This window comes from Halorussus lipolyticus, from assembly GCF_029338375.1.
Classification (GTDB): domain Archaea; phylum Halobacteriota; class Halobacteria; order Halobacteriales; family Haladaptataceae; genus Halorussus; species Halorussus lipolyticus.
Genome location: NZ_CP119804.1, coordinates 406,221 through 422,313, shown reverse-complemented (window position 1 = coordinate 422,313; position 16,093 = coordinate 406,221). Strand labels below are relative to the sequence as shown.

The window sequence follows — 16,093 nt, the reverse complement described above, 5'->3', positions numbered from 1 at the left end:
ATTATAGCTCCTCGCTATGTGATTCTGTTGAAACATCGATACTGGGCTCTTGCTTATCTTTTTCCGATAAAGATTGCTCTTCTGAGGTAGTAACCTCTCTTGGATTGGTTTTTTTCTCCGATGTCGTCCGCTCAGCAGTAGTTTTCTCTGTCTGAGCAAACAAGCCCTGTGCAATCTCTGCCGCAGGACTTTGCTCTCCGTCACGCTCCTGCTCTGTTTTCATCACTACCTCGGCTAGTAGCTTATCCGCTTCGTTCAGGGGTTCCCCACTTTTTGCCTTCTCAAGAAGATGCTCAATTATCTCTTGATTCTTTGCGAGTATGTTTGGTTGACAGAGGCTCTCAGCTAACTCCAGAACCTCATCAGTCATGTCTGTTTCATCAAGTGCTTCGAGAACACCGATTATCGTCGCTCGAGTCTGTTCGACTCGCTCATGTTGTTCTCTTTCGACTTGATCACAGTGCTTCATGTGAGTGCTGATAGCACCACCTTTGGCGTACTTCTCATTACATCCGGGGCATTTCGCCATATCTATGACAAGGAGCGGAGGGAACTTATAATCTTAAGCAGACCAGCTTAAATACCACCTGCTAGCAGGTGGTCTATGACGCTTAGAACAGGGCTTCGCTCTCGTCCAGAATCCGGGCGGGACCGCCGACTTCCCAGACCATCGTCTCGACGCCGCAGTCGGAGACGACTTCTCGGACTCTCTCGACGTACTCCTCGGTCGTGTTGACGTAGACGCTCGCGCCGGTGTCGGTCGAGAAGTAGACCGGCACGTCTTCCTCCTCGCGGAGTTGCCGGACGGCGTTGAAGATGGCGATGGTCTCTGGCTTCCAGTAGACCCACCCGGAGGGGCCGGTCATCGTGGTCGCCGCCAGCGAGAGCGAGTCGTGTTCCGCCGTCTCGAAGACGCGCTGGAAATCGCCCTCGCGGAGCGCGTCGCGCATCTCGGCGAGTTGGTCGTGGATGTGCGAGAGTCGCGCCTCGAACATGTGGCTGTCGGCGGCCTCGCGGTGGGCGTGTTCGGTCTCCTTGTACGCCGGGACCAGTCCCGCGACGATTCGCACGTCGTCTTCGAGCGGCGATTCGAGGCGTTCCGAGCGACAGTCCTCGTCGTTGAGACCGGTGTGGAGGTCGGAGAACCCGCCGGTGACGGCGCGGGCCGCCGAGGATGAACCGCGGCGCGCGATGGTCGAGATTTCGGGCCGAGAGAGGTCGAGGTCCGCGGCCTCGGCCAGCGCCATCGCGGCGGCGGCGAACCCGGACGACGAGGACCCAAGCCCCACGTTCGAGGGGAAGGAGTTCTCGCTCTCCAGTCGGACTGGGTACTGAGCGTGGTCGGCGTCGGCCCGCGCTCGGACCTCGGCGACGACGCTGGCTACTCGGTCGGCCTCGTGGGCCTGTAACTCCTCGCCGCCGACGACGAAGGTGTCGGCGTCGAGGTCGGGGTCGAACTCGACGGTGGTCTTGGTGTGACTCGGCGCGGTGCAGAGGCTGATGCTGTCGTGGTAGGGGAGACGCAGGTCTTCGTCGCGCATCCCGTGGTACTTGACCAAGCCCTGAATCGGGTGGGCCTTCGCGGTCGCCTTCATGCTTTGACGCGGGTGGTTGGACAGGTTAAAACTCTCGGTACTCCGATAGTGGCCTCGCGCGAGACGTACCGGGGAATACGCCCGATTGTTTTAGGAAGGATATTATTTGGTAGAGATATGTAATTGTTTGCTTCCGACGGTTCGAGACTTAGCTTCGTCCCGGCGCGTCCGCCACGCCAGCGTTCTGGACCCCCGAGGTCTCGTCGGAGGACGCTTCGGCGGACTCCTCCGGTCCGCTCTCCGCCAAGTCCCCGGTCACGTAGAGCGCGGCGAGCGCCGCGAAGAACGGGAGCGGGAGAATCCAGTAGTCGATGAGCGCGCGCACGAGGAAGGGAACTGCCGCGAGCGCCCCGGCCGCGACGAGTTCGACGCGGAACTCGCTTCGCTCGCAGGTCATCGTTCGGACCGCGCCGAGCGCGGCCCCGGCGACCACGGGCGCAATCGGGGCACCGTGGAGGCCGAGGCGGGCGACCCACTGGCCGGGTTGGGCGACCAGCCACGACCGAGCGAGGTAGCTCCTCGGTTCCGTGCCGCCGCCGATGCCGGTTCGGTCGCCCCACGCGGGTTGGGTCTCCACGCCGGTCGGGAGGCCGTAGGTCCAGTCGAGACCCGCCAGCACCGATTCCGTCCCCCAGACGCCGAGGACCACGCCCCACGCCAGCGCGGTCACGCCGACCCCGCCCGCGCAGAACGTCGCCACCTTCCGGGCGTCGAATTTCGCCCGAGAGACGACCGGCGCGGCGACCAGCGGGAGGAGGAAGACGACGTACTGGGTGAACAACCCGGCCACCGCGAACAGGACTCCTCGGACCACCGGACGGGACGCGAGGAGGCTTCCCAACAGAAACAGCACCGCGAAGCTACGGACGTTGACGTAGTAGCCCGAGACGGGGTAGAGCGCCAACAGGAAGACACCGCCCGCGACGACACCGGCCTGCCAGTTCGAGCGCGCGACGTACCGGTAGAGGAGAACGGCGGCCCCGAAGTTGGCGAGACCGACGAGGAGCAGAAACACCGGGAGGTAGTGTCCGAGCGACTCGACGCCCACGTCGGTCAGCAGGAACCCCGGCGGTTTGTTGGTCGCCGCGCCGTCGAAGTACAGCGGCGTCCCGGAGTTGACGGCCTCGGCCAACGGTCGGTAGGAGTTTCTGGCGTCCTTGTCCACCGCGGCGTCGCCGAACGCCACGTGGCCGTACCTCGCGGCGGCGTTCGCCAGCGAGAGGACGAGATAGACGAGACCGACACGTAAATCACGATATTTCATCCTCGAACTCTACAATTTTCAACTCCAAGTTACGTAGATAAGAGTATTGGTTTCTCCCGTGGTAGTTCCCGGCGTCGCCGACCCGTCTCCGGACCCGGCGCAAGCCGAATAGCTCAAACCCCTCCCGGCCAAGCCATCTGGCATGGGAGAGCCACTCGACACCCGCGAGGCCCAAGCCGAGGAGGTCATCGACCGACTCTACGACGAGTATCCCGACTCGACTATCTCGCTCAACTTCTCGAACCGACTCGAACTCCTGATTGCGGTGATGCTGTCGGCGCAGTGTACCGACGAGCGCGTGAACAAGGAGACCGAACACCTGTTCGAGAAGTACGAGACCGTCGAGGACTACGCCGAGGCCGACGAGGACGAGCTTTCGGACGACATCGGCTCCATCACCTACCACAACAGCAAGGCCGACTACATCAAGACCTCTGCCCAACTCATCAGGGACGAGTACGGCGGCGAGGTCCCCGACACGATGGACGAACTCACTGAACTCAAGGGCGTCGGGCGCAAGACCGCCAACGTGGTCCTCCAGCACGGCCACGACGTGGTGGAGGGCATCGTGGTGGACACCCACGTCCAGCGCATCTCGCGCAGACTCGGCCTCACGGAGGAGGAGCGCCCCGAGGCCATCGAGGAGGACCTGATGGGCATCGTGCCCGAGGACGAGTGGCAGAAGTACACCCACCTGTTCATCAGCCACGGGCGAGCGACCTGCACCGCCCGGAACCCCGACTGCTCGGACTGCGTGCTGGAGGATTTGTGTCCCTCCTCGAAGGTGGACCACGACGTGGACTTGGCGAGTGGCGAGGCGTGGAAGTAGTCGAGAACCAGTTAGATACTGGGGAACCGGACCCTGATGTTCGATTACCGAACAAGAGTTTTGTAACCGGTTTCTTTTTGTATCCTTTCGCTCGCGTTGATTACCGAATTCATCGAAAGCTATTTTAGCAGGAGTATGCACTCCCACCGTATGGCATCGTCACGTGTGTTTTGGATATCTTTCCTCGTTTTGGGAGTCTCTCTCTTACTCAATGTCGCCGTCAAACTCCTCGGAGGAAACCGCTCGCTGTCGATTATCGTTATGTGCGTCTCCGGACTCGGAATCGCACTCGTCGGACTCTATGGAGTGGTGCGACCGGACGCGGCCGGTGGCCCGCCCGCGGGGAGTCCGTTGACGTATGGGGCCGTTATCTCGGCGCTCGTCTTTACCGTCGGCCTCGGTCTCGAGTTGCTCTGAGTAAGAACTCTTCCAACTGCTGTTCGGGACATTTGCATGGATGTGTACGTCGAGCTGTCTGGGCCGAGGTCAGATTCTCTGCTTACTCGGAGGATAAAAGACCTTAGATATTTACATACAATATGTGGTAATATGGGTCCTATAGAGAAAATTTTTGCTAGTATGGGAGATAAAAGTATATGCGTGGTTGATTTCTCCGGTAAGACGCTATGTCCGAGAAAAATGGCATCAGTAGGCGGAGTATGCTGAAATCTGTCGGCGCGGCTGGGTTTGCATCTGTAACGTTCAGTTCTCAGGAAGTGACGGCGGCGTTAGAGGCAAACGAAACGATTCAGATTTCGGGAAAAGAGCGAAAGAGGACTCTCAAGGAAGCATTTCAGTCGAGTGACTTCAGGAAAATACGGAAAGAATTCAAATCGAACCGATATCAGGGCAAAAAATGGAAAGCGAATAAGAAAGAAGCGGTCTGTACGAAGGTGAACCGGAAGAACGGGAAAAACTATAAATTCGTACTGCTCCCCTTCGAAACTGGCGGCGGAGAGAAGCTACAAGCGAATCTACTCTGGTTCGACAGGGAGATAGAAGGTACTGAACTTCCGCAAGTCCTCGGTCATGTCGCGTCCCGCGAAGATAAGAAGAGCGCCGAGACGTTGATGAATTCCAAGAGTTCGACGACTAGTACCAGTTGGAGAGTTGAGGCGTATCGCGTCGAATCAGGAGTAGTGACGACGAAAGAAGGCTCGTTTGACGGTGGTGGCACCGTTAGTGTGAACGATAATCTTTCCGGTGGTGGAGGGGGTTGTTCCCAGTGCTGTCTCGTGGAAACAGTCACCTGCAATAGCTGGGACTGGTCGTGTATGCTCCAAATTGCGGGAAGCGTCGTTGGAAGCGTGACGGCGTGTGCCGCCTGTGCGGCCGACCCAACGAAGCTGAGTTGTGGTCTCTGCCTCCTCGCGCTATCTGCTGGCGCTTCAACGACTGCGGATTGTGCGACTGACGGTAACGTCCTGATGGACGATTGCCAGAAAGACACTATCTGGGTTACCGCAGACGATTTCGAGAAAAAGTATCTGACCTATCCGTACGACTGTAAGTACGACCAGTAGATAGACGCCCTGTTCATTCTCTTTCTCCGCTTTGCTCGATTGGCGTAGACGTTCGCCGAACGACTCGTTCTCGATAGCCGCTCAGTACAGCACGTAGTCCAAGAAGAACCGAATCATTCCGACCAGCCACGCCAACAGCCAGAAGAAGACGTAGCCCGCGACCCCGATGCGGAGCCGGCCCCGCCACGCGCCCATGTTCTCGTGGAGTTCCCCGATGTCCACGTCGCGGTCCGCGGTGTCGTACAAATCGTGCTGGTGCTTGACCTGAAAGATGCGGACGATGCCCGTCAGCGCGACGACGAGCATCGCGTAGGCCTGCAAGCCCAGAAAGGCGTGGAGCGCCGCGAATCCGCCCAACTGGTCGAAGAAGCGCGGGGCCATCCACCCCACGACGGGAATCGTCGTCAGCAGGAGGCCCACCGTGATGTACTTGAGGTGGTGTATCAGCACGTCCCACGTCACCACCTCTTGGTCCAGAATGTACCACGCCCCGTAGAGGTAGAAGGGGAGACTGGCGGTGACCACGAGGGCCATCCCGGCGGCAACGAGGGTCTCGCTCGCCATGCGCGGCGGTTAGGAGCGCGGGCGGTTAAGACGTGCGGAAACGCCCTTCGCCCGCGTGCGAAGTATCATAACTATCCAAATGACACGTTTGCCCTCGTAAATTCCCCGCCGAGAGGGCCAAATTTAATCCCGCGCGAAATACGAGTACCGATAAGACCCCCGATGACAGGAGCGACCGTCCTTTACGTGGACCCCGACGAATCGAGGAGAGCGGCGGCGCTGGAACAACTGCGGGCCGAGAGCGACGCCGGCGAGGTCCGGCCCGCGGCGTCGGTCGAGGACGCCACCGAGTGGGTCCGGGAGAACCCGACCGACTGCGTGGTGACGGAGTACGACCTCGGCGACTGGACCGGGTTCGACCTCGCCGAGCGCGTCCGCGAGGTCCGGCCGAGCGTCGGGTGTGTCCTCTACACCGCGGCCGACCGGTCGGCGTTCGCCACCGAGGAGTTCGGAAACGCCGTGGCCGAGTACGTGGACCGCGACACCCCGAACGCCGCCCGGCGGTTGTGGGACGTGGTGGAGTTCACCGCCACGCTCCGCGCCCAGACCGCCTACCCCGTCCCGCAGAACGAACAGGAGCGACTCGACGCGCTCGACGACTACGACCTCGACCCCGAGGCGCTGGAGGCCGAAGTCGAGCGAATCACCGACCTCACAGCCCAGCACCTCGACACGCCGCTGGCGTCGGTCAACATCATCAAGGAACACAGCCAAGAGTTTCTGGCGTGCCACGGCGCGGACTGGACGCCGACCCACCGCGAGGAGTCCATCTGCACCTACGCCATCGTGGACGACGAGGACGTGACCGTCATCGAGGACGTACACGAAGACCCCCGGTTCGAACACAACGACGAGTTACGGGACCTCGGGATTCGCTCCTACGCGGGGGCCGACCTGACCATCTCGGAGGGGTTGACCATCGGGACGCTCTGCGCCTACGACGAGGAGCGACGGACCTTCTCGGACGACGACCGGGCGTTCCTCCGGACGCTCGCGGACGTGACCACCGACCTCCTCGAACTCCACAACGAGGTCACGGAACTCCGGGACGAACTCGCCGACTCGGAACGCGACGCGCCCGAGGCCCGACTCGGAGGTGGTCGTGAGTGAGCCAACGCCAGACCGCGCGCTACGAGTTCGACGACGACCTGCCCATCGAGGGGGTCGAACCGGGGACGAACCTCCTCGTGTCGGGGGCGACGATGGCAGGGACGCGGGACCTCGCGCTCCGCCTCGTCACCGCCGGCAACGAACGCGACGAGGGGATGGTGCTGGTCACGACCAACAAGGGCGGCGAGAAGGTGCTGTCCGAGTGCGACCGGCTCTGCGGCGGCGTCGAACGCGACCGGTTCGGCATCGTGGACTGCGTGAGCAAACAGCACGGTAGGGAACGGTTCTCCGAGCGCATCGAAACCGTGTCGAGTCCGGGTGACCTGACCGGCATCGGCATCGAGTTCTCGGGCCTGTATCAGACCATCCACCGGGCGAGCGCCGAGCGCGTCCGGGCCGGTCTCTACTCGCTCTCGACGCTGTTGATGTACTCGGAGTTCCAGACCGTCTCGCGGTTCGTCCACACCGTCAGCGGGCGCATCGCGGCCACGGACGGTCTCGGCGTGTTCCTCATCGACCCCTCGACGCAGGACGAGCGCGTGGTCAGCACCATGACCCAACTCTGCGACGGCCGCATCGACGTTCGAGAGCGCGACGGCGACCGAGAGCTTCGAGTTCGGGGCCTCAGCGGCCACTCGCGGGAGTGGACCGAGTTCTGAGCAATCTCTATATTTCTTTCGCAATTGTTTAGGATTGTCTTGCGGTCAGCTCTCGTCAGTTGGCGCGACAGCGAATCTCGGCCCAACGTCGCGGCGCTTATGCCGCTTCAGGTGTGAGTTTCGGACAATGACCGACGCCTCGGACGACCCGGCGGGCGAGCAATCTGCGGACGCCCCGGAGTCGCGGGACGCGAGCGCGCCCGAACACCGCGATGCGGACATCGGCGAGCGACGCGACGACGAGGGTCCCCGACTCAGCCCCGAGGAGATAGAACAGAAGTACGACTTCGAGGACTTCGGCCCGCAGGACATGGCCGAGATGAGCTACGAGGAGTGGGAGACCGCCTTCGACCACGACTCGTGGATTACGGGCGACGAACTCCTCGACAGAGTGGAGGCCGACCTCAAGAGCCGAGTCGCCGACCGGGACGTGTTCGCCGTGGTCGAGCGCATCCAACAGGAAGGTGAGACCCAACTACTGGCGTACTCCGACGAGGGCTACGCCGTGGTCTATCCAGACGGGACCGTCGAGGGGAGCGGGACCGTTCTCCGGGACGTGAAACCCTCGGTCGCGCTGGCGTCGATGGAGAGCTACGAGGTCCCCGAACCTCCGGAGGGCGACGTGCTTCCCGACCCCGCCGAGGTTCCCGAAGGCTCGGGCCAACTCGGCAACCAGTTGATGCAGGTTATCGCGGGGGTCCACGTCCTCGCGGGGGTCGCGCTGTTCGCCGCGTGGATAGCGATGGGCCTGCCCATCGTCGCGGCGGTGGCCTCGATGGGGTTCTTCGTCTTCGGCGTGTTCGTCTTCCTGCTGGTGGCGAACGCCCGACTCTCCGACCGGTTCCGGGCCGAGGAGTACCGCAACCGCCTCCGAGCGGTCGGACTGGAGGACGACGACCGCCCCGATTTCCTCCCCGGAGAGGACGGCGAGCAGGCCGATTCGGTCCCGGACGACACCACAGCAGAGACCGAAGTCTCCTCGGCGTCTGAAGGTGGCAACTAGTGGCGTCCGGGCGTCTACTGGCGGAAACCACGGTCCGGCGGCATCGGTGGGTTTAAGCAAGTCCTGTCCTGAGATTCATGTGTATGAAGAGGCGGGACTTTCTGATGGCAGCCAGCGGTGTTGCTGGCGGAACTGCCGCGGGGGCGACGGCCGCCGGGGCACAGGAGACGACTACCACGTCGTCCGGCAACACCACGACTGCCTCTGGAAACGAGACCACGACCGCCGCCAACGAAACCGCGACTGGAGGTCAGTCCGGCGGTGGCGGTCCGACCAAAGAGGTGATAGTCGGTCCCGGCGGGAGCCTTGTGTTCGAACCCGCCGAGATCACAATTGCTCCCGGCACGACGGTCAAGTTCGTCTGGGAGTCAGACAACCACAACGTCGTCCCCGATGGCCAACCCGACGGTGCGAACTGGGAAGGGACCGAGGGCGGCGCGAGCAAGACCTACGACACGGGTTACGAGTACAGTTACACCTTCGAGACGACGGGTACCTACGAGTACTTCTGCCAGCCCCACAAGACCGCCGGAATGGTCGGTTCCATTACGGTCCAAGAGGGCGGTCCGAAGACCGGCGGCGGTGGCGGCGAAGCCGACCCGAAACACATGGGCGTGCCGTTCCAAGCGCACTTCGTCGGACTGGCAACCCTCCTGATGATCGTCGTCTCGATCATCTACACGTTCTTTACCGTGAAGTACGGCGAATCACCGCACGCGAGCGGGAGTAACAGATAACCATGTCATCCACAGGCTCAACCTACGGCGACATTCACCGCTACGAACCGGCCCGCGAGAGTACGGCCGCGGCCATCGCCATCGTTCTGTTGACGGTGGTCGAGGTCGTCTTCGTCGGTCTGTTCACCTACGGGCTAGTGAGCGGTTGGGGGTACAGCGGGGTCGGGAACATGTACCTCGGGTTCATCCTCGCGGTCATCTTCATCGACCTCGCGTTCGTCCTCCTGTTGTACCGCAAGGAGTTCCTCCCGGACGTGATGATCGTCAAGAAGCGTCGTCGCAAGTGGGAGGACCTCTACATCCGCGAAGAACAGCAACACGGCGCCGACTCCCTCGGTAACGCGTGGGAACAGTTCAAGCACGCAGTCTACCCGTACTACAAACGATAAACAATGCCAGAAGAAGAAGACAAATATCCGGAAAGCACAGGTCGTCGCCGCTTCGTGAAGGGCGTCGTCGGTAGTGCCTCCCTCGCCGGGGTCGGCACCGCCGCCGCGGCAGGTATCAACTCTGCCACCGCCCCGACCGGCGCGGGCGGTGGTATTACGAAGTTCATGGCGATGGAGAACACCGCGGGACCGGCCCCGCGCGGGATGCCCCAGATTCCCATCGAAATCGACTCGGAGGGATACCTCAAGGGCGTCTGGCCCGAGGTCAAGACGGTCGAACAGCAGGGACGCGAAGTCAAGGTCGCCCGGATGGACCTCGGCGGCAAGACCTACTCCAACGAGTGGTTCCAGTACTGCGGCGTCCAGACCAGTCCCGGTCTCAAGCCTGACGCGGATCAAGATAACTACTTCCGCTACACGGGCAACTCGAAGTTCACGTGGCAGAACGAAAGTGTCGAGGGCGGCCAGAAAATCCACGTCGACGACTTCGACGACTACCAGACGTGGGGCAACGGCATCGGTAAGAGCGGCCTCGGTAAGCCCGCACAGGGGACGTGGCGCTCGCAAGACGTGCCCGCGTCGTCCACGATTCCGATTCAAGTCATCCGGAGTACCCGCGTCGAGGAGATGGCCAAGAGCAACCAGTGGCTCAAGGCCAGTACCGAGGAAGGATTTATCGCAAACCTGAACAAATGCACGCACTTTTGTTGTGTGCCGACGTTCAAGGGCCTGAAAGGGTCGAAGGTGGCCAGCGCAGAGAACATGATCTACTGCCAGTGTCACCAGTCGGTCTACGACCCCTTCAACATCGTCGAGAAATCGTTCGTCGCGCTCCCGCGACCGGAGGAATAATCAATGAGTCTCGAACGCAAAGACGACTACGACCACGGCGAGTGGATGCGGGAGAAGAACCTCACGCCGGTAGAGACAACTTTCCTGACGGTCCTCATCTGGCTGGACAAGCGGTTCCGCATCGTCGATTACCTCGAGATCATGGAGACCCTCTACTACAGGGTCAACATGCAGATGCCCAAGAGCCACACCGAGCAGTACAACTTGGACAACAAGTTCTGGTACTGGTACCCGCTGTACGCGCTCGGTAGCTTCTCGACCATCGCCTACGTCATTGCGGCGCTGAGTGGGGCCTTACTCGGGTTCTACTACGCGCCAGCGACGACAGGCGACCCGACGACGGCGTACAACCAGTTGGCGTTCATCATGACGGAGCTGAACTTCGGGTTCATGCTCCGGTCCATCCATCGCTGGTCGGCACAGGTGATGGTCGCCGCGGTGTTCCTCCACATGCTCCGAGTGTACTTCACCGGGGCGTACAAGGAACCGCGCGAACTGAACTGGATCATCGGTATCATCCTCATCAGTCTCACGATGGTGTTCGGATACACGGGCTACCTGCTCCCGTGGGACCAGCTGGCCTTCTGGGCCGGACAGATCGGCGTCGAGATGGCGCGGTCGATTCCGCTCGTCGGTGAGTGGATCGCCCAGCTCATCTTCGGCGGATTCAGCCTCGGGCAGGCGACGCTCCAGCGCATGTACATCATGCACGTCTTCCTGCTCCCGTTCGTCGTGACGACGCTCATCGCGGTCCACATCGGCATCGTGTGGATTCAGGGCATCGCAGAACCGCACTAAATCATGAGCGAAGAAGAAGAACCCAAGACAGACGGAAGCGGCACAGGCATCGTCCCGCCGGACGACGAGACCCCGACGTGGAGCGAGCGCAAACAGCGCACGCAGGGTCTCTCCCGGCTGACCTACGAGTACTTCGAGCGCGCCCGGCGAGAGGACCAAGACCTCCGTCAGGAGTCCAGTTACGTCGAGCGTGACGTGCTGGCCTTCCCGGTGTGGCCTCACGAGATGATTCGAAACCTCTCGCTGACGAGCTTCTTCGTCGGGATGACCATCTTCCTGGCGGCGACGCTCCCACCGCACCTTGGTGCGCCAGCCAATCCGAACTCGACCCCGGCGGTCATCCTGCCCGACTGGTATCTCTACTGGTCGTTCGGACTGCTGAAGCTCGGCCCGCTCAACCCCGAGCTGGCGATTCTCGGCGGCGAGAAACTGCTGTCCGACCGCTCCTACGGCGTGGTCGCTAACCTCGTCGTGGTCGGTATCATCGCCATCGTCCCCTTCCTGAACAAGGGGAGCGCGCGCCGTCCCGTCGAACAGCCCTTCTGGGCCGCGGTCGGGTTCGCGGGATTCGTCTTCGCGTGGACCATCAGTATCTACTCGGCGAAGAACCTCACGCCAATCGACCCACACCTACTGTTCGACCTGACGTTCCTCCTGCCAATCATCGCGGGAACGCTGGCTTACGCCGTTCTCAAGTCGATGCAGGAGGGGTACATGTTCGACCTCAATCGGCGGTACTACCGGCTCCGACCGCCGAAGTAACGCCGTAGCGATTTTTCTCACATGGATTCGAGTACCGACAACACCGACGCCGACGAGGAGACTCGCGCACGCGAAGTCGAAGTACCACTCCGTCTCTACAAGGTCGTGACCGTCTTCTCGACCATGTTCGCGGTCGCGTTCGTCGTGGGCGGGTTCATCGTCCTCGACACCGCGACCCAGCGGGCGCGACTCGACTTCGGAGAGATGAACCTGCCGATGGCCCTCCTCGGCGTGGCGATGATAGCCGCGGGCGCGGTGGTCTACGCCTTCGCAACCCGGTTCCGCGCCGAAGGAATGGGAAAACCTAAAGACGGCTCCGACGAACCATCAAACAATGGCTGACGAATTCATCAAGGGACTGGCCATCGCCACCGGCGGCGGTCTCATCTGGATGGTGCTGTCGGGTTGGTACACCACGCCCGGCTTCGAGGACGCCCAGCTCTGGGGCCCGATTCCGGAGGGATTGGACGCATACGGACAGGCGGCCATCATGCTCCGCGAGGTGCTGGCGTGGTTCATGATCCTCGGCATCCTCGCCTTCTGGGTCGTCATCCCCGCGCTCGAACAGCTCCGCGAAGCATCGTCGTAACGCCCTCTCTCGTCTTCTCCGTTTCGCCGCGCGAATAGCCGTCGCTCCCTGAATCGACGTTACCAGTTTCTCTCCGGGTCGGTCCTCGCTGTCGAGTCCGTCGGCTATTTTGGCGCTGGACTGTCCCCGAAGTTCAAGTACGAGGCCGGGCCGAACTCGGGCCGGACGCATCGTGCGGTTCGAGGAGGGGACCGCCAGTCCGACTACCCCGAGAGGGCTGAGCCATGCTGTGGAACCCGTAGCGGTTAGCCTGCGCTACCGGCGAGGCCGAGGAGCGACTCGAACGACGAGTCGGCCAGCGCCCGCACCGACGGAATCCGACGCCGAAGACCGCTGGCCTTCCTGCGTCAAGTCCGAACTGAAGCCACGGGGCCAGCAGTCCGCGGGCGAGACCCGCGGCTCGGGCGACTGTAAGAGTGAGGACCGACGAAGAAAGCGCGGACCGCGATTAGACGATGGCGTTCCAGACCGGTTCGACGACGAAGAACAGGCTGAGGTAGCCCGCGTAGAGGAACACCACGAACGAGGCGGTCAGCGCGCCCTTGGGGCTGGAGAGTTTCTCGTCCTTCCGGAGTTCGACCTCCTTGGCCTCGAACTCGAAGAAGTCCGTGAGGAAGAGACCGAGGACGAGCGTCGAGAGTACCATGCCAGCGTGGTGGTGGAGGCTCAGCAGGTAGAACGACCCCAGCACGAGGACGACGTTCGAAGCCTCGTGGAGCCAGTTACGGCTGAGTTCCTCGTCGTGGTCGTCGCTCCGAGCCTGTTTGCGGTAGTCCCGGTAGGCCCACCAGCGCGTGCCCATGTTGACCAGCACCAAGGCGAACACCACGTACTCGATGACGTCCGCGAAGAGCGTGTCAATCGGTCCGAGTAGTGACAGCGGTTCCATACTCGATAATCGGTAAGGCGACGTATTATATCCTTTCCATTGGGTCTCTCGTCGCCGGGCCAGAGAGCGGAACTTTCAGTCCCGGTCGGCTATCGCTCGAAGAACGGTCGGCTCTCGGCGACCCGGACGAGCGTGAGCGGGTCGCCCGCGGTGACCTCGACCGGCGTGTGAGGTCGGACGGTGCGCTCGGCCCGGTCGTCCAGCAGGAGCGAGACCTCGCCCTCGTCGCGCTCGACGGTCAGCGTCACCGGGTCGTCGGTCGAGAGGACCCAGTGGTCCACGTCCACCGCGAAGGGTGCGACTGGCACGACGGCCACAACGCCCGTGGCGGGTTCGAGGAGCGGGCCGCCCGCGCTCCGGCCGTAGCCGTGGCTCCCGGTCGGCGTCGAGACGACCACGCCGTCGGCCCGAAAGCGCGAGACGCGTTCACCGCGCGACTGGACGGCGTACTCCGAGATGCGGGCGGGTTCGGTCGTCACGAGGGTCACGTCGGCCAGCGCGGGACCGACGCGCTCGTCGCCAACCGACACGTCGAGGAGCGTCCGTGCGGTCGTGTCGAACTCGCCCGCCAGCAGGCGCTCGACTCCCCGGACCGCGCTCTCCTCGGGGACGCCGCCGAACCCGTCGCCGACGGCGACCGGCAGAACCGGCGCGCGGACCTCCTCGCGGACGACCGCCAGCAGGGCCGACTCGCCGACCGCGACGACGGTTTCGGGGTTCTCGGCGAGGAGGTCGCTGGCGGGTCGGTGGGCGACGGTCTCGCCTGCGTCCTCCGCAGTCTCGCGTATCCGGTCGGCGACCGAGTTGTCGCCGACGATACCGAGCGTCACGCGCCTCCGACCTCCTCTTCGTTCGCGCTACGCATTTGGTGTCTCTTGGGCGGTCATCCGTGAAAAGGGTACGGAGTCGGGTGGCGGGTGACGAGGTACTCGGCGCGGGACGCGCCGTCTGCCTCGGTGCGGTCGGGGCAGTGCCGCAGAATCAGGGTGATGGGTCTTTTGAAGCCCCGCCCGCTCACAGATACTCGTTTACCGACAGAAACTAAAAGTGATATTTAGGAATTGTATAGGGGTGCAATACAATTGAGTAGGTTTCCCTACTCGTCGTAGGGCCAGTCGCCGATAATCTTCATCCCCTCAGCTTGGTCCTCGGCTTCCAGCGCCTCGGCGATTTCCTCGGGGTCCTTGCGCTCGGCCTCGAACTCGTCGCCCGCGAGTCGGACCGTGAGTTCGGTCAGCACGATGGCCTGCTCGCGGAGGTCCCGAACTTCGAGTTTGTCGAGCGTGTCGGCGTAGGTGTGGCCCCACCCTCTGCCCTCGTCGCTGGTCTCGCTCATGACGTGATAGCCCGGTACGCCCCACTTGACGTAGGGCCAGTGGTCGCTGTGCGGTCCCTGCTCGGGGATGGTCTTCACCGGGTGGCCGAGGTCGTCGGCGACCGCCTCGGCGGCGTCGTCAAGCGCGTCGAAGCCGTGGGTGGTGAACGTGAGCGTCCGCCCGCGGACCACGCCGTCGTTGTTGACGATGCCCGCGATGGAGTCGAAGTCCCGGTTCTCGGCGTCGTATCCCGACCCGACGAGGCCGACCTCCTCGGCACCGTAGGCGAGGAAGTGGACCTTGGTGTCGAGTTCGTCCTCGCGTTCGGCGAGCGCGTTGGCCATCTCCACGACCATCGCGGTGCCAGCGCCGTTGTCCATCGCGCCCTCTGCGATGTCGTGGGCGTCGATGTGGCTGGTGACGAGGACCTCCTCGTCGGTGTCCGGGCCGAGTTCGGCGTGGACGTTCTGGCTGGTCGCGTCGTGGGCCTCGGCGTCCACCGCGACTTCGACTTGCTCGCCCTCCCAGCGCCGCGAGAGCCGGGAGCCGACTTCCTTGCTCACGCCGACCGCGGGGATGTCGCCGATGGGGTCCTCGCCGGTACCGACGCTCCCGGTCGGGGGCAGACACCCCTCGACGTGATTCCGGAAGACGAATCCGGCCGCACCGGCCTCGACGGCGTAGTAGTACTTCTCGCGGCGGTGGATGAACCGGTCGTAGTAGTCGGGGATGTTCGAGGCCGCCATCACCACTTTCCCCTCGATGTCGGCGTTCTCGAAGTCCTCGGGGAGGCCGTGGCCGAGGTCCACCAACTCGCCGACAGCGGTCCCGTCGGGGCTTCGCGGGAGCGCGATGGACTCTTGAGTGGTGTCGCCCGCCCGAATCTCGCTGTCGCCGCGGGTCCAGCCCTGAATGTCGAACTCGTCGAGTCTGGCGTCGCGCGCCCCCGCCGCTTCCAGCGCGTCGCGGGTCAGTTCCGCGGCCTCGCGCTCGCCCTCGCTCCCGGCCATCCGATTGCCGACGTTTACGAGGTCCTCCAAGTGGTTCCATCCCGCGTCGCTGGTGAACGTCTCACCGATCCACTGTGTCATGTAGTCACATGAACGCGGCCAACGCCTAAGTTTTTCGAATCGAAAACTCCGACGATTTTTCATTTCACACCCCGTGAGCGGGGCATCTCGTAGACGATTCGAAGCGGCCTTTTTAAATCAGAT

General features: G+C 62.7%; 20 protein-coding genes. 13 read left to right on the top strand and 7 right to left on the bottom strand.

What is annotated here, in order from left to right:
• Position 1: 1 nt before the first annotated feature.
• The 3 genes from P2T57_RS02220 to P2T57_RS02210 form a co-directional block, all read right to left on the bottom strand.
• Positions 2-529 (bottom strand): hypothetical protein, encoded by a 528-nt coding sequence (locus tag P2T57_RS02220; protein ID WP_276300846.1) that lies wholly within the window; start codon positions 527-529, stop codon positions 2-4.
• 82 nt (positions 530-611) lie between these two features.
• Positions 612-1,595, bottom strand: a complete 984-nt coding sequence (mvaD, locus tag P2T57_RS02215) for a phosphomevalonate decarboxylase MvaD (protein WP_276300845.1) — start codon at positions 1,593-1,595, stop codon at positions 612-614.
• Between the two features lie 148 nt (positions 1,596-1,743).
• Entirely contained in the window at positions 1,744-2,859 is a 1,116-nt protein-coding gene (locus tag P2T57_RS02210; RefSeq protein WP_276300844.1) for a hypothetical protein, read from the bottom strand.
• Between the two features lie 142 nt (positions 2,860-3,001).
• On the opposite strand from P2T57_RS02210, the gene nth reads away from it, so the two are divergent.
• The 3 genes from nth (at position 3,002) to P2T57_RS02195 (ending at position 5,211) form a co-directional block, all read left to right on the top strand.
• Positions 3,002-3,688 carry an endonuclease III gene (gene nth, locus P2T57_RS02205; protein ID WP_276300843.1) on the top strand — a complete coding sequence of 229 codons (687 nt, stop codon included), beginning with the start codon at positions 3,002-3,004 and terminating at the stop codon, positions 3,686-3,688.
• Positions 3,689-3,838: 150 nt separating this feature from the next.
• Entirely contained in the window at positions 3,839-4,105 is a 267-nt protein-coding gene (locus tag P2T57_RS02200) for a hypothetical protein (protein WP_276300842.1), read from the top strand.
• 209 nt (positions 4,106-4,314) lie between these two features.
• On the top strand, positions 4,315-5,211 hold the full coding sequence (locus tag P2T57_RS02195) for a hypothetical protein (RefSeq protein ID WP_276300841.1): 897 nt from the start codon (positions 4,315-4,317) through the stop codon (positions 5,209-5,211).
• A gap of 81 nt (positions 5,212-5,292) precedes the next feature.
• Here the strand turns inward: P2T57_RS02195 and P2T57_RS02190 are convergent, their stop codons facing one another.
• Positions 5,293-5,775 (bottom strand): DUF7321 family protein, encoded by a 483-nt coding sequence (locus tag P2T57_RS02190; RefSeq protein ID WP_276300840.1) that lies wholly within the window; start codon positions 5,773-5,775, stop codon positions 5,293-5,295.
• A 162-nt stretch (positions 5,776-5,937) separates the two neighbouring features.
• Here P2T57_RS02190 and P2T57_RS02185 point away from each other — a divergent pair, with 162 nt between their 5' ends.
• From P2T57_RS02185 to P2T57_RS02140, 10 genes are all read left to right on the top strand, one after another.
• A complete protein-coding gene (locus P2T57_RS02185; RefSeq protein WP_276300839.1) occupies positions 5,938-6,885 on the top strand; it encodes a GAF domain-containing protein in 948 nt (315 codons plus the stop codon).
• The gene (locus P2T57_RS02180) at positions 6,882-7,544 is read left to right on the top strand and encodes an RAD55 family ATPase (RefSeq protein ID WP_276300838.1); all 663 of its coding nucleotides are present in this window, start codon (positions 6,882-6,884) and stop codon (positions 7,542-7,544) included. Before P2T57_RS02185 ends, P2T57_RS02180 begins: the two co-directional genes overlap by 4 nt.
• Before the next feature lie 127 nt (positions 7,545-7,671).
• Positions 7,672-8,547, top strand: a complete 876-nt coding sequence (locus P2T57_RS02175) for a DUF7319 domain-containing protein (RefSeq protein WP_276300837.1) — start codon at positions 7,672-7,674, stop codon at positions 8,545-8,547.
• A gap of 104 nt (positions 8,548-8,651) precedes the next feature.
• Positions 8,652-9,284 carry a plastocyanin/azurin family copper-binding protein gene (locus P2T57_RS02170; protein ID WP_276300836.1) on the top strand — a complete coding sequence of 211 codons (633 nt, stop codon included), beginning with the start codon at positions 8,652-8,654 and terminating at the stop codon, positions 9,282-9,284.
• A 2-nt stretch (positions 9,285-9,286) separates the two neighbouring features.
• Positions 9,287-9,673 carry a DUF7318 family protein gene (locus tag P2T57_RS02165; protein WP_276300834.1) on the top strand — a complete coding sequence of 129 codons (387 nt, stop codon included), beginning with the start codon at positions 9,287-9,289 and terminating at the stop codon, positions 9,671-9,673.
• A 3-nt stretch (positions 9,674-9,676) separates the two neighbouring features.
• On the top strand, positions 9,677-10,525 hold the full coding sequence (locus P2T57_RS02160; RefSeq protein WP_276300833.1) for a ubiquinol-cytochrome c reductase iron-sulfur subunit: 849 nt from the start codon (positions 9,677-9,679) through the stop codon (positions 10,523-10,525).
• A gap of 3 nt (positions 10,526-10,528) precedes the next feature.
• Positions 10,529-11,323 carry a cytochrome b gene (locus P2T57_RS02155; RefSeq protein ID WP_276300832.1) on the top strand — a complete coding sequence of 265 codons (795 nt, stop codon included), beginning with the start codon at positions 10,529-10,531 and terminating at the stop codon, positions 11,321-11,323.
• Positions 11,324-11,326: 3 nt separating this feature from the next.
• The gene (locus tag P2T57_RS02150; RefSeq protein WP_276300831.1) at positions 11,327-12,085 is read left to right on the top strand and encodes a cytochrome b family protein; all 759 of its coding nucleotides are present in this window, start codon (positions 11,327-11,329) and stop codon (positions 12,083-12,085) included.
• Positions 12,086-12,106: 21 nt separating this feature from the next.
• Positions 12,107-12,427 carry a DUF7315 family membrane protein gene (locus P2T57_RS02145; RefSeq protein ID WP_276300830.1) on the top strand — a complete coding sequence of 107 codons (321 nt, stop codon included), beginning with the start codon at positions 12,107-12,109 and terminating at the stop codon, positions 12,425-12,427.
• The gene (locus P2T57_RS02140) at positions 12,420-12,674 is read left to right on the top strand and encodes a DUF7314 family protein (RefSeq protein WP_276300829.1); all 255 of its coding nucleotides are present in this window, start codon (positions 12,420-12,422) and stop codon (positions 12,672-12,674) included. The genes P2T57_RS02145 and P2T57_RS02140 overlap by 8 nt, the downstream gene beginning before the upstream one ends.
• A 448-nt stretch (positions 12,675-13,122) precedes the next feature.
• On the opposite strand, the gene P2T57_RS02135 is transcribed toward P2T57_RS02140, so the two are convergent.
• The 3 genes from P2T57_RS02135 to P2T57_RS02125 all read right to left on the bottom strand — a co-directional run bounded on the left by P2T57_RS02135 (position 13,123) and on the right by P2T57_RS02125 (position 15,970).
• Positions 13,123-13,563, bottom strand: coding sequence for a DUF7313 family protein (locus P2T57_RS02135; protein WP_276300828.1), 441 nt, complete (start codon positions 13,561-13,563; stop codon positions 13,123-13,125).
• A gap of 89 nt (positions 13,564-13,652) precedes the next feature.
• Entirely contained in the window at positions 13,653-14,393 is a 741-nt protein-coding gene (locus tag P2T57_RS02130; protein ID WP_276300827.1) for an NAD(+)/NADH kinase, read from the bottom strand.
• Between the two features lie 266 nt (positions 14,394-14,659).
• Positions 14,660-15,970, bottom strand: coding sequence for a M28 family peptidase (locus tag P2T57_RS02125; RefSeq protein WP_276300826.1), 1,311 nt, complete (start codon positions 15,968-15,970; stop codon positions 14,660-14,662).
• Between the last annotated feature and the right edge of the window lie 123 nt (positions 15,971-16,093).

What these genes read in the sequence shown, in the direction of transcription:
- P2T57_RS02220 (WP_276300846.1), bottom strand. Translation starts at nt 529, where the DNA reads ATGGCGAAATGCCCCGGATGTAATGAGAAGTACGCCAAAGGTGGTGCT.
- mvaD (WP_276300845.1), bottom strand. Translation starts at nt 1,595, where the DNA reads ATGAAGGCGACCGCGAAGGCCCACCCGATTCAGGGCTTGGTCAAGTAC.
- P2T57_RS02210 (WP_276300844.1), bottom strand. Translation starts at nt 2,859, where the DNA reads ATGAAATATCGTGATTTACGTGTCGGTCTCGTCTATCTCGTCCTCTCG.
- nth (WP_276300843.1), top strand. Translation starts at nt 3,002, where the DNA reads ATGGGAGAGCCACTCGACACCCGCGAGGCCCAAGCCGAGGAGGTCATC.
- P2T57_RS02200 (WP_276300842.1), top strand. Translation starts at nt 3,839, where the DNA reads ATGGCATCGTCACGTGTGTTTTGGATATCTTTCCTCGTTTTGGGAGTC.
- P2T57_RS02195 (WP_276300841.1), top strand. Translation starts at nt 4,315, where the DNA reads ATGTCCGAGAAAAATGGCATCAGTAGGCGGAGTATGCTGAAATCTGTC.
- P2T57_RS02190 (WP_276300840.1), bottom strand. Translation starts at nt 5,775, where the DNA reads ATGGCGAGCGAGACCCTCGTTGCCGCCGGGATGGCCCTCGTGGTCACC.
- P2T57_RS02185 (WP_276300839.1), top strand. Translation starts at nt 5,938, where the DNA reads ATGACAGGAGCGACCGTCCTTTACGTGGACCCCGACGAATCGAGGAGA.
- P2T57_RS02175 (WP_276300837.1), top strand. Translation starts at nt 7,672, where the DNA reads ATGACCGACGCCTCGGACGACCCGGCGGGCGAGCAATCTGCGGACGCC.
- P2T57_RS02170 (WP_276300836.1), top strand. Translation starts at nt 8,652, where the DNA reads ATGGCAGCCAGCGGTGTTGCTGGCGGAACTGCCGCGGGGGCGACGGCC.
- P2T57_RS02165 (WP_276300834.1), top strand. Translation starts at nt 9,287, where the DNA reads ATGTCATCCACAGGCTCAACCTACGGCGACATTCACCGCTACGAACCG.
- P2T57_RS02160 (WP_276300833.1), top strand. Translation starts at nt 9,677, where the DNA reads ATGCCAGAAGAAGAAGACAAATATCCGGAAAGCACAGGTCGTCGCCGC.
- P2T57_RS02155 (WP_276300832.1), top strand. Translation starts at nt 10,529, where the DNA reads ATGAGTCTCGAACGCAAAGACGACTACGACCACGGCGAGTGGATGCGG.
- P2T57_RS02150 (WP_276300831.1), top strand. Translation starts at nt 11,327, where the DNA reads ATGAGCGAAGAAGAAGAACCCAAGACAGACGGAAGCGGCACAGGCATC.
- P2T57_RS02145 (WP_276300830.1), top strand. Translation starts at nt 12,107, where the DNA reads ATGGATTCGAGTACCGACAACACCGACGCCGACGAGGAGACTCGCGCA.
- P2T57_RS02140 (WP_276300829.1), top strand. Translation starts at nt 12,420, where the DNA reads ATGGCTGACGAATTCATCAAGGGACTGGCCATCGCCACCGGCGGCGGT.
- P2T57_RS02135 (WP_276300828.1), bottom strand. Translation starts at nt 13,563, where the DNA reads ATGGAACCGCTGTCACTACTCGGACCGATTGACACGCTCTTCGCGGAC.
- P2T57_RS02125 (WP_276300826.1), bottom strand. Translation starts at nt 15,970, where the DNA reads ATGACACAGTGGATCGGTGAGACGTTCACCAGCGACGCGGGATGGAAC.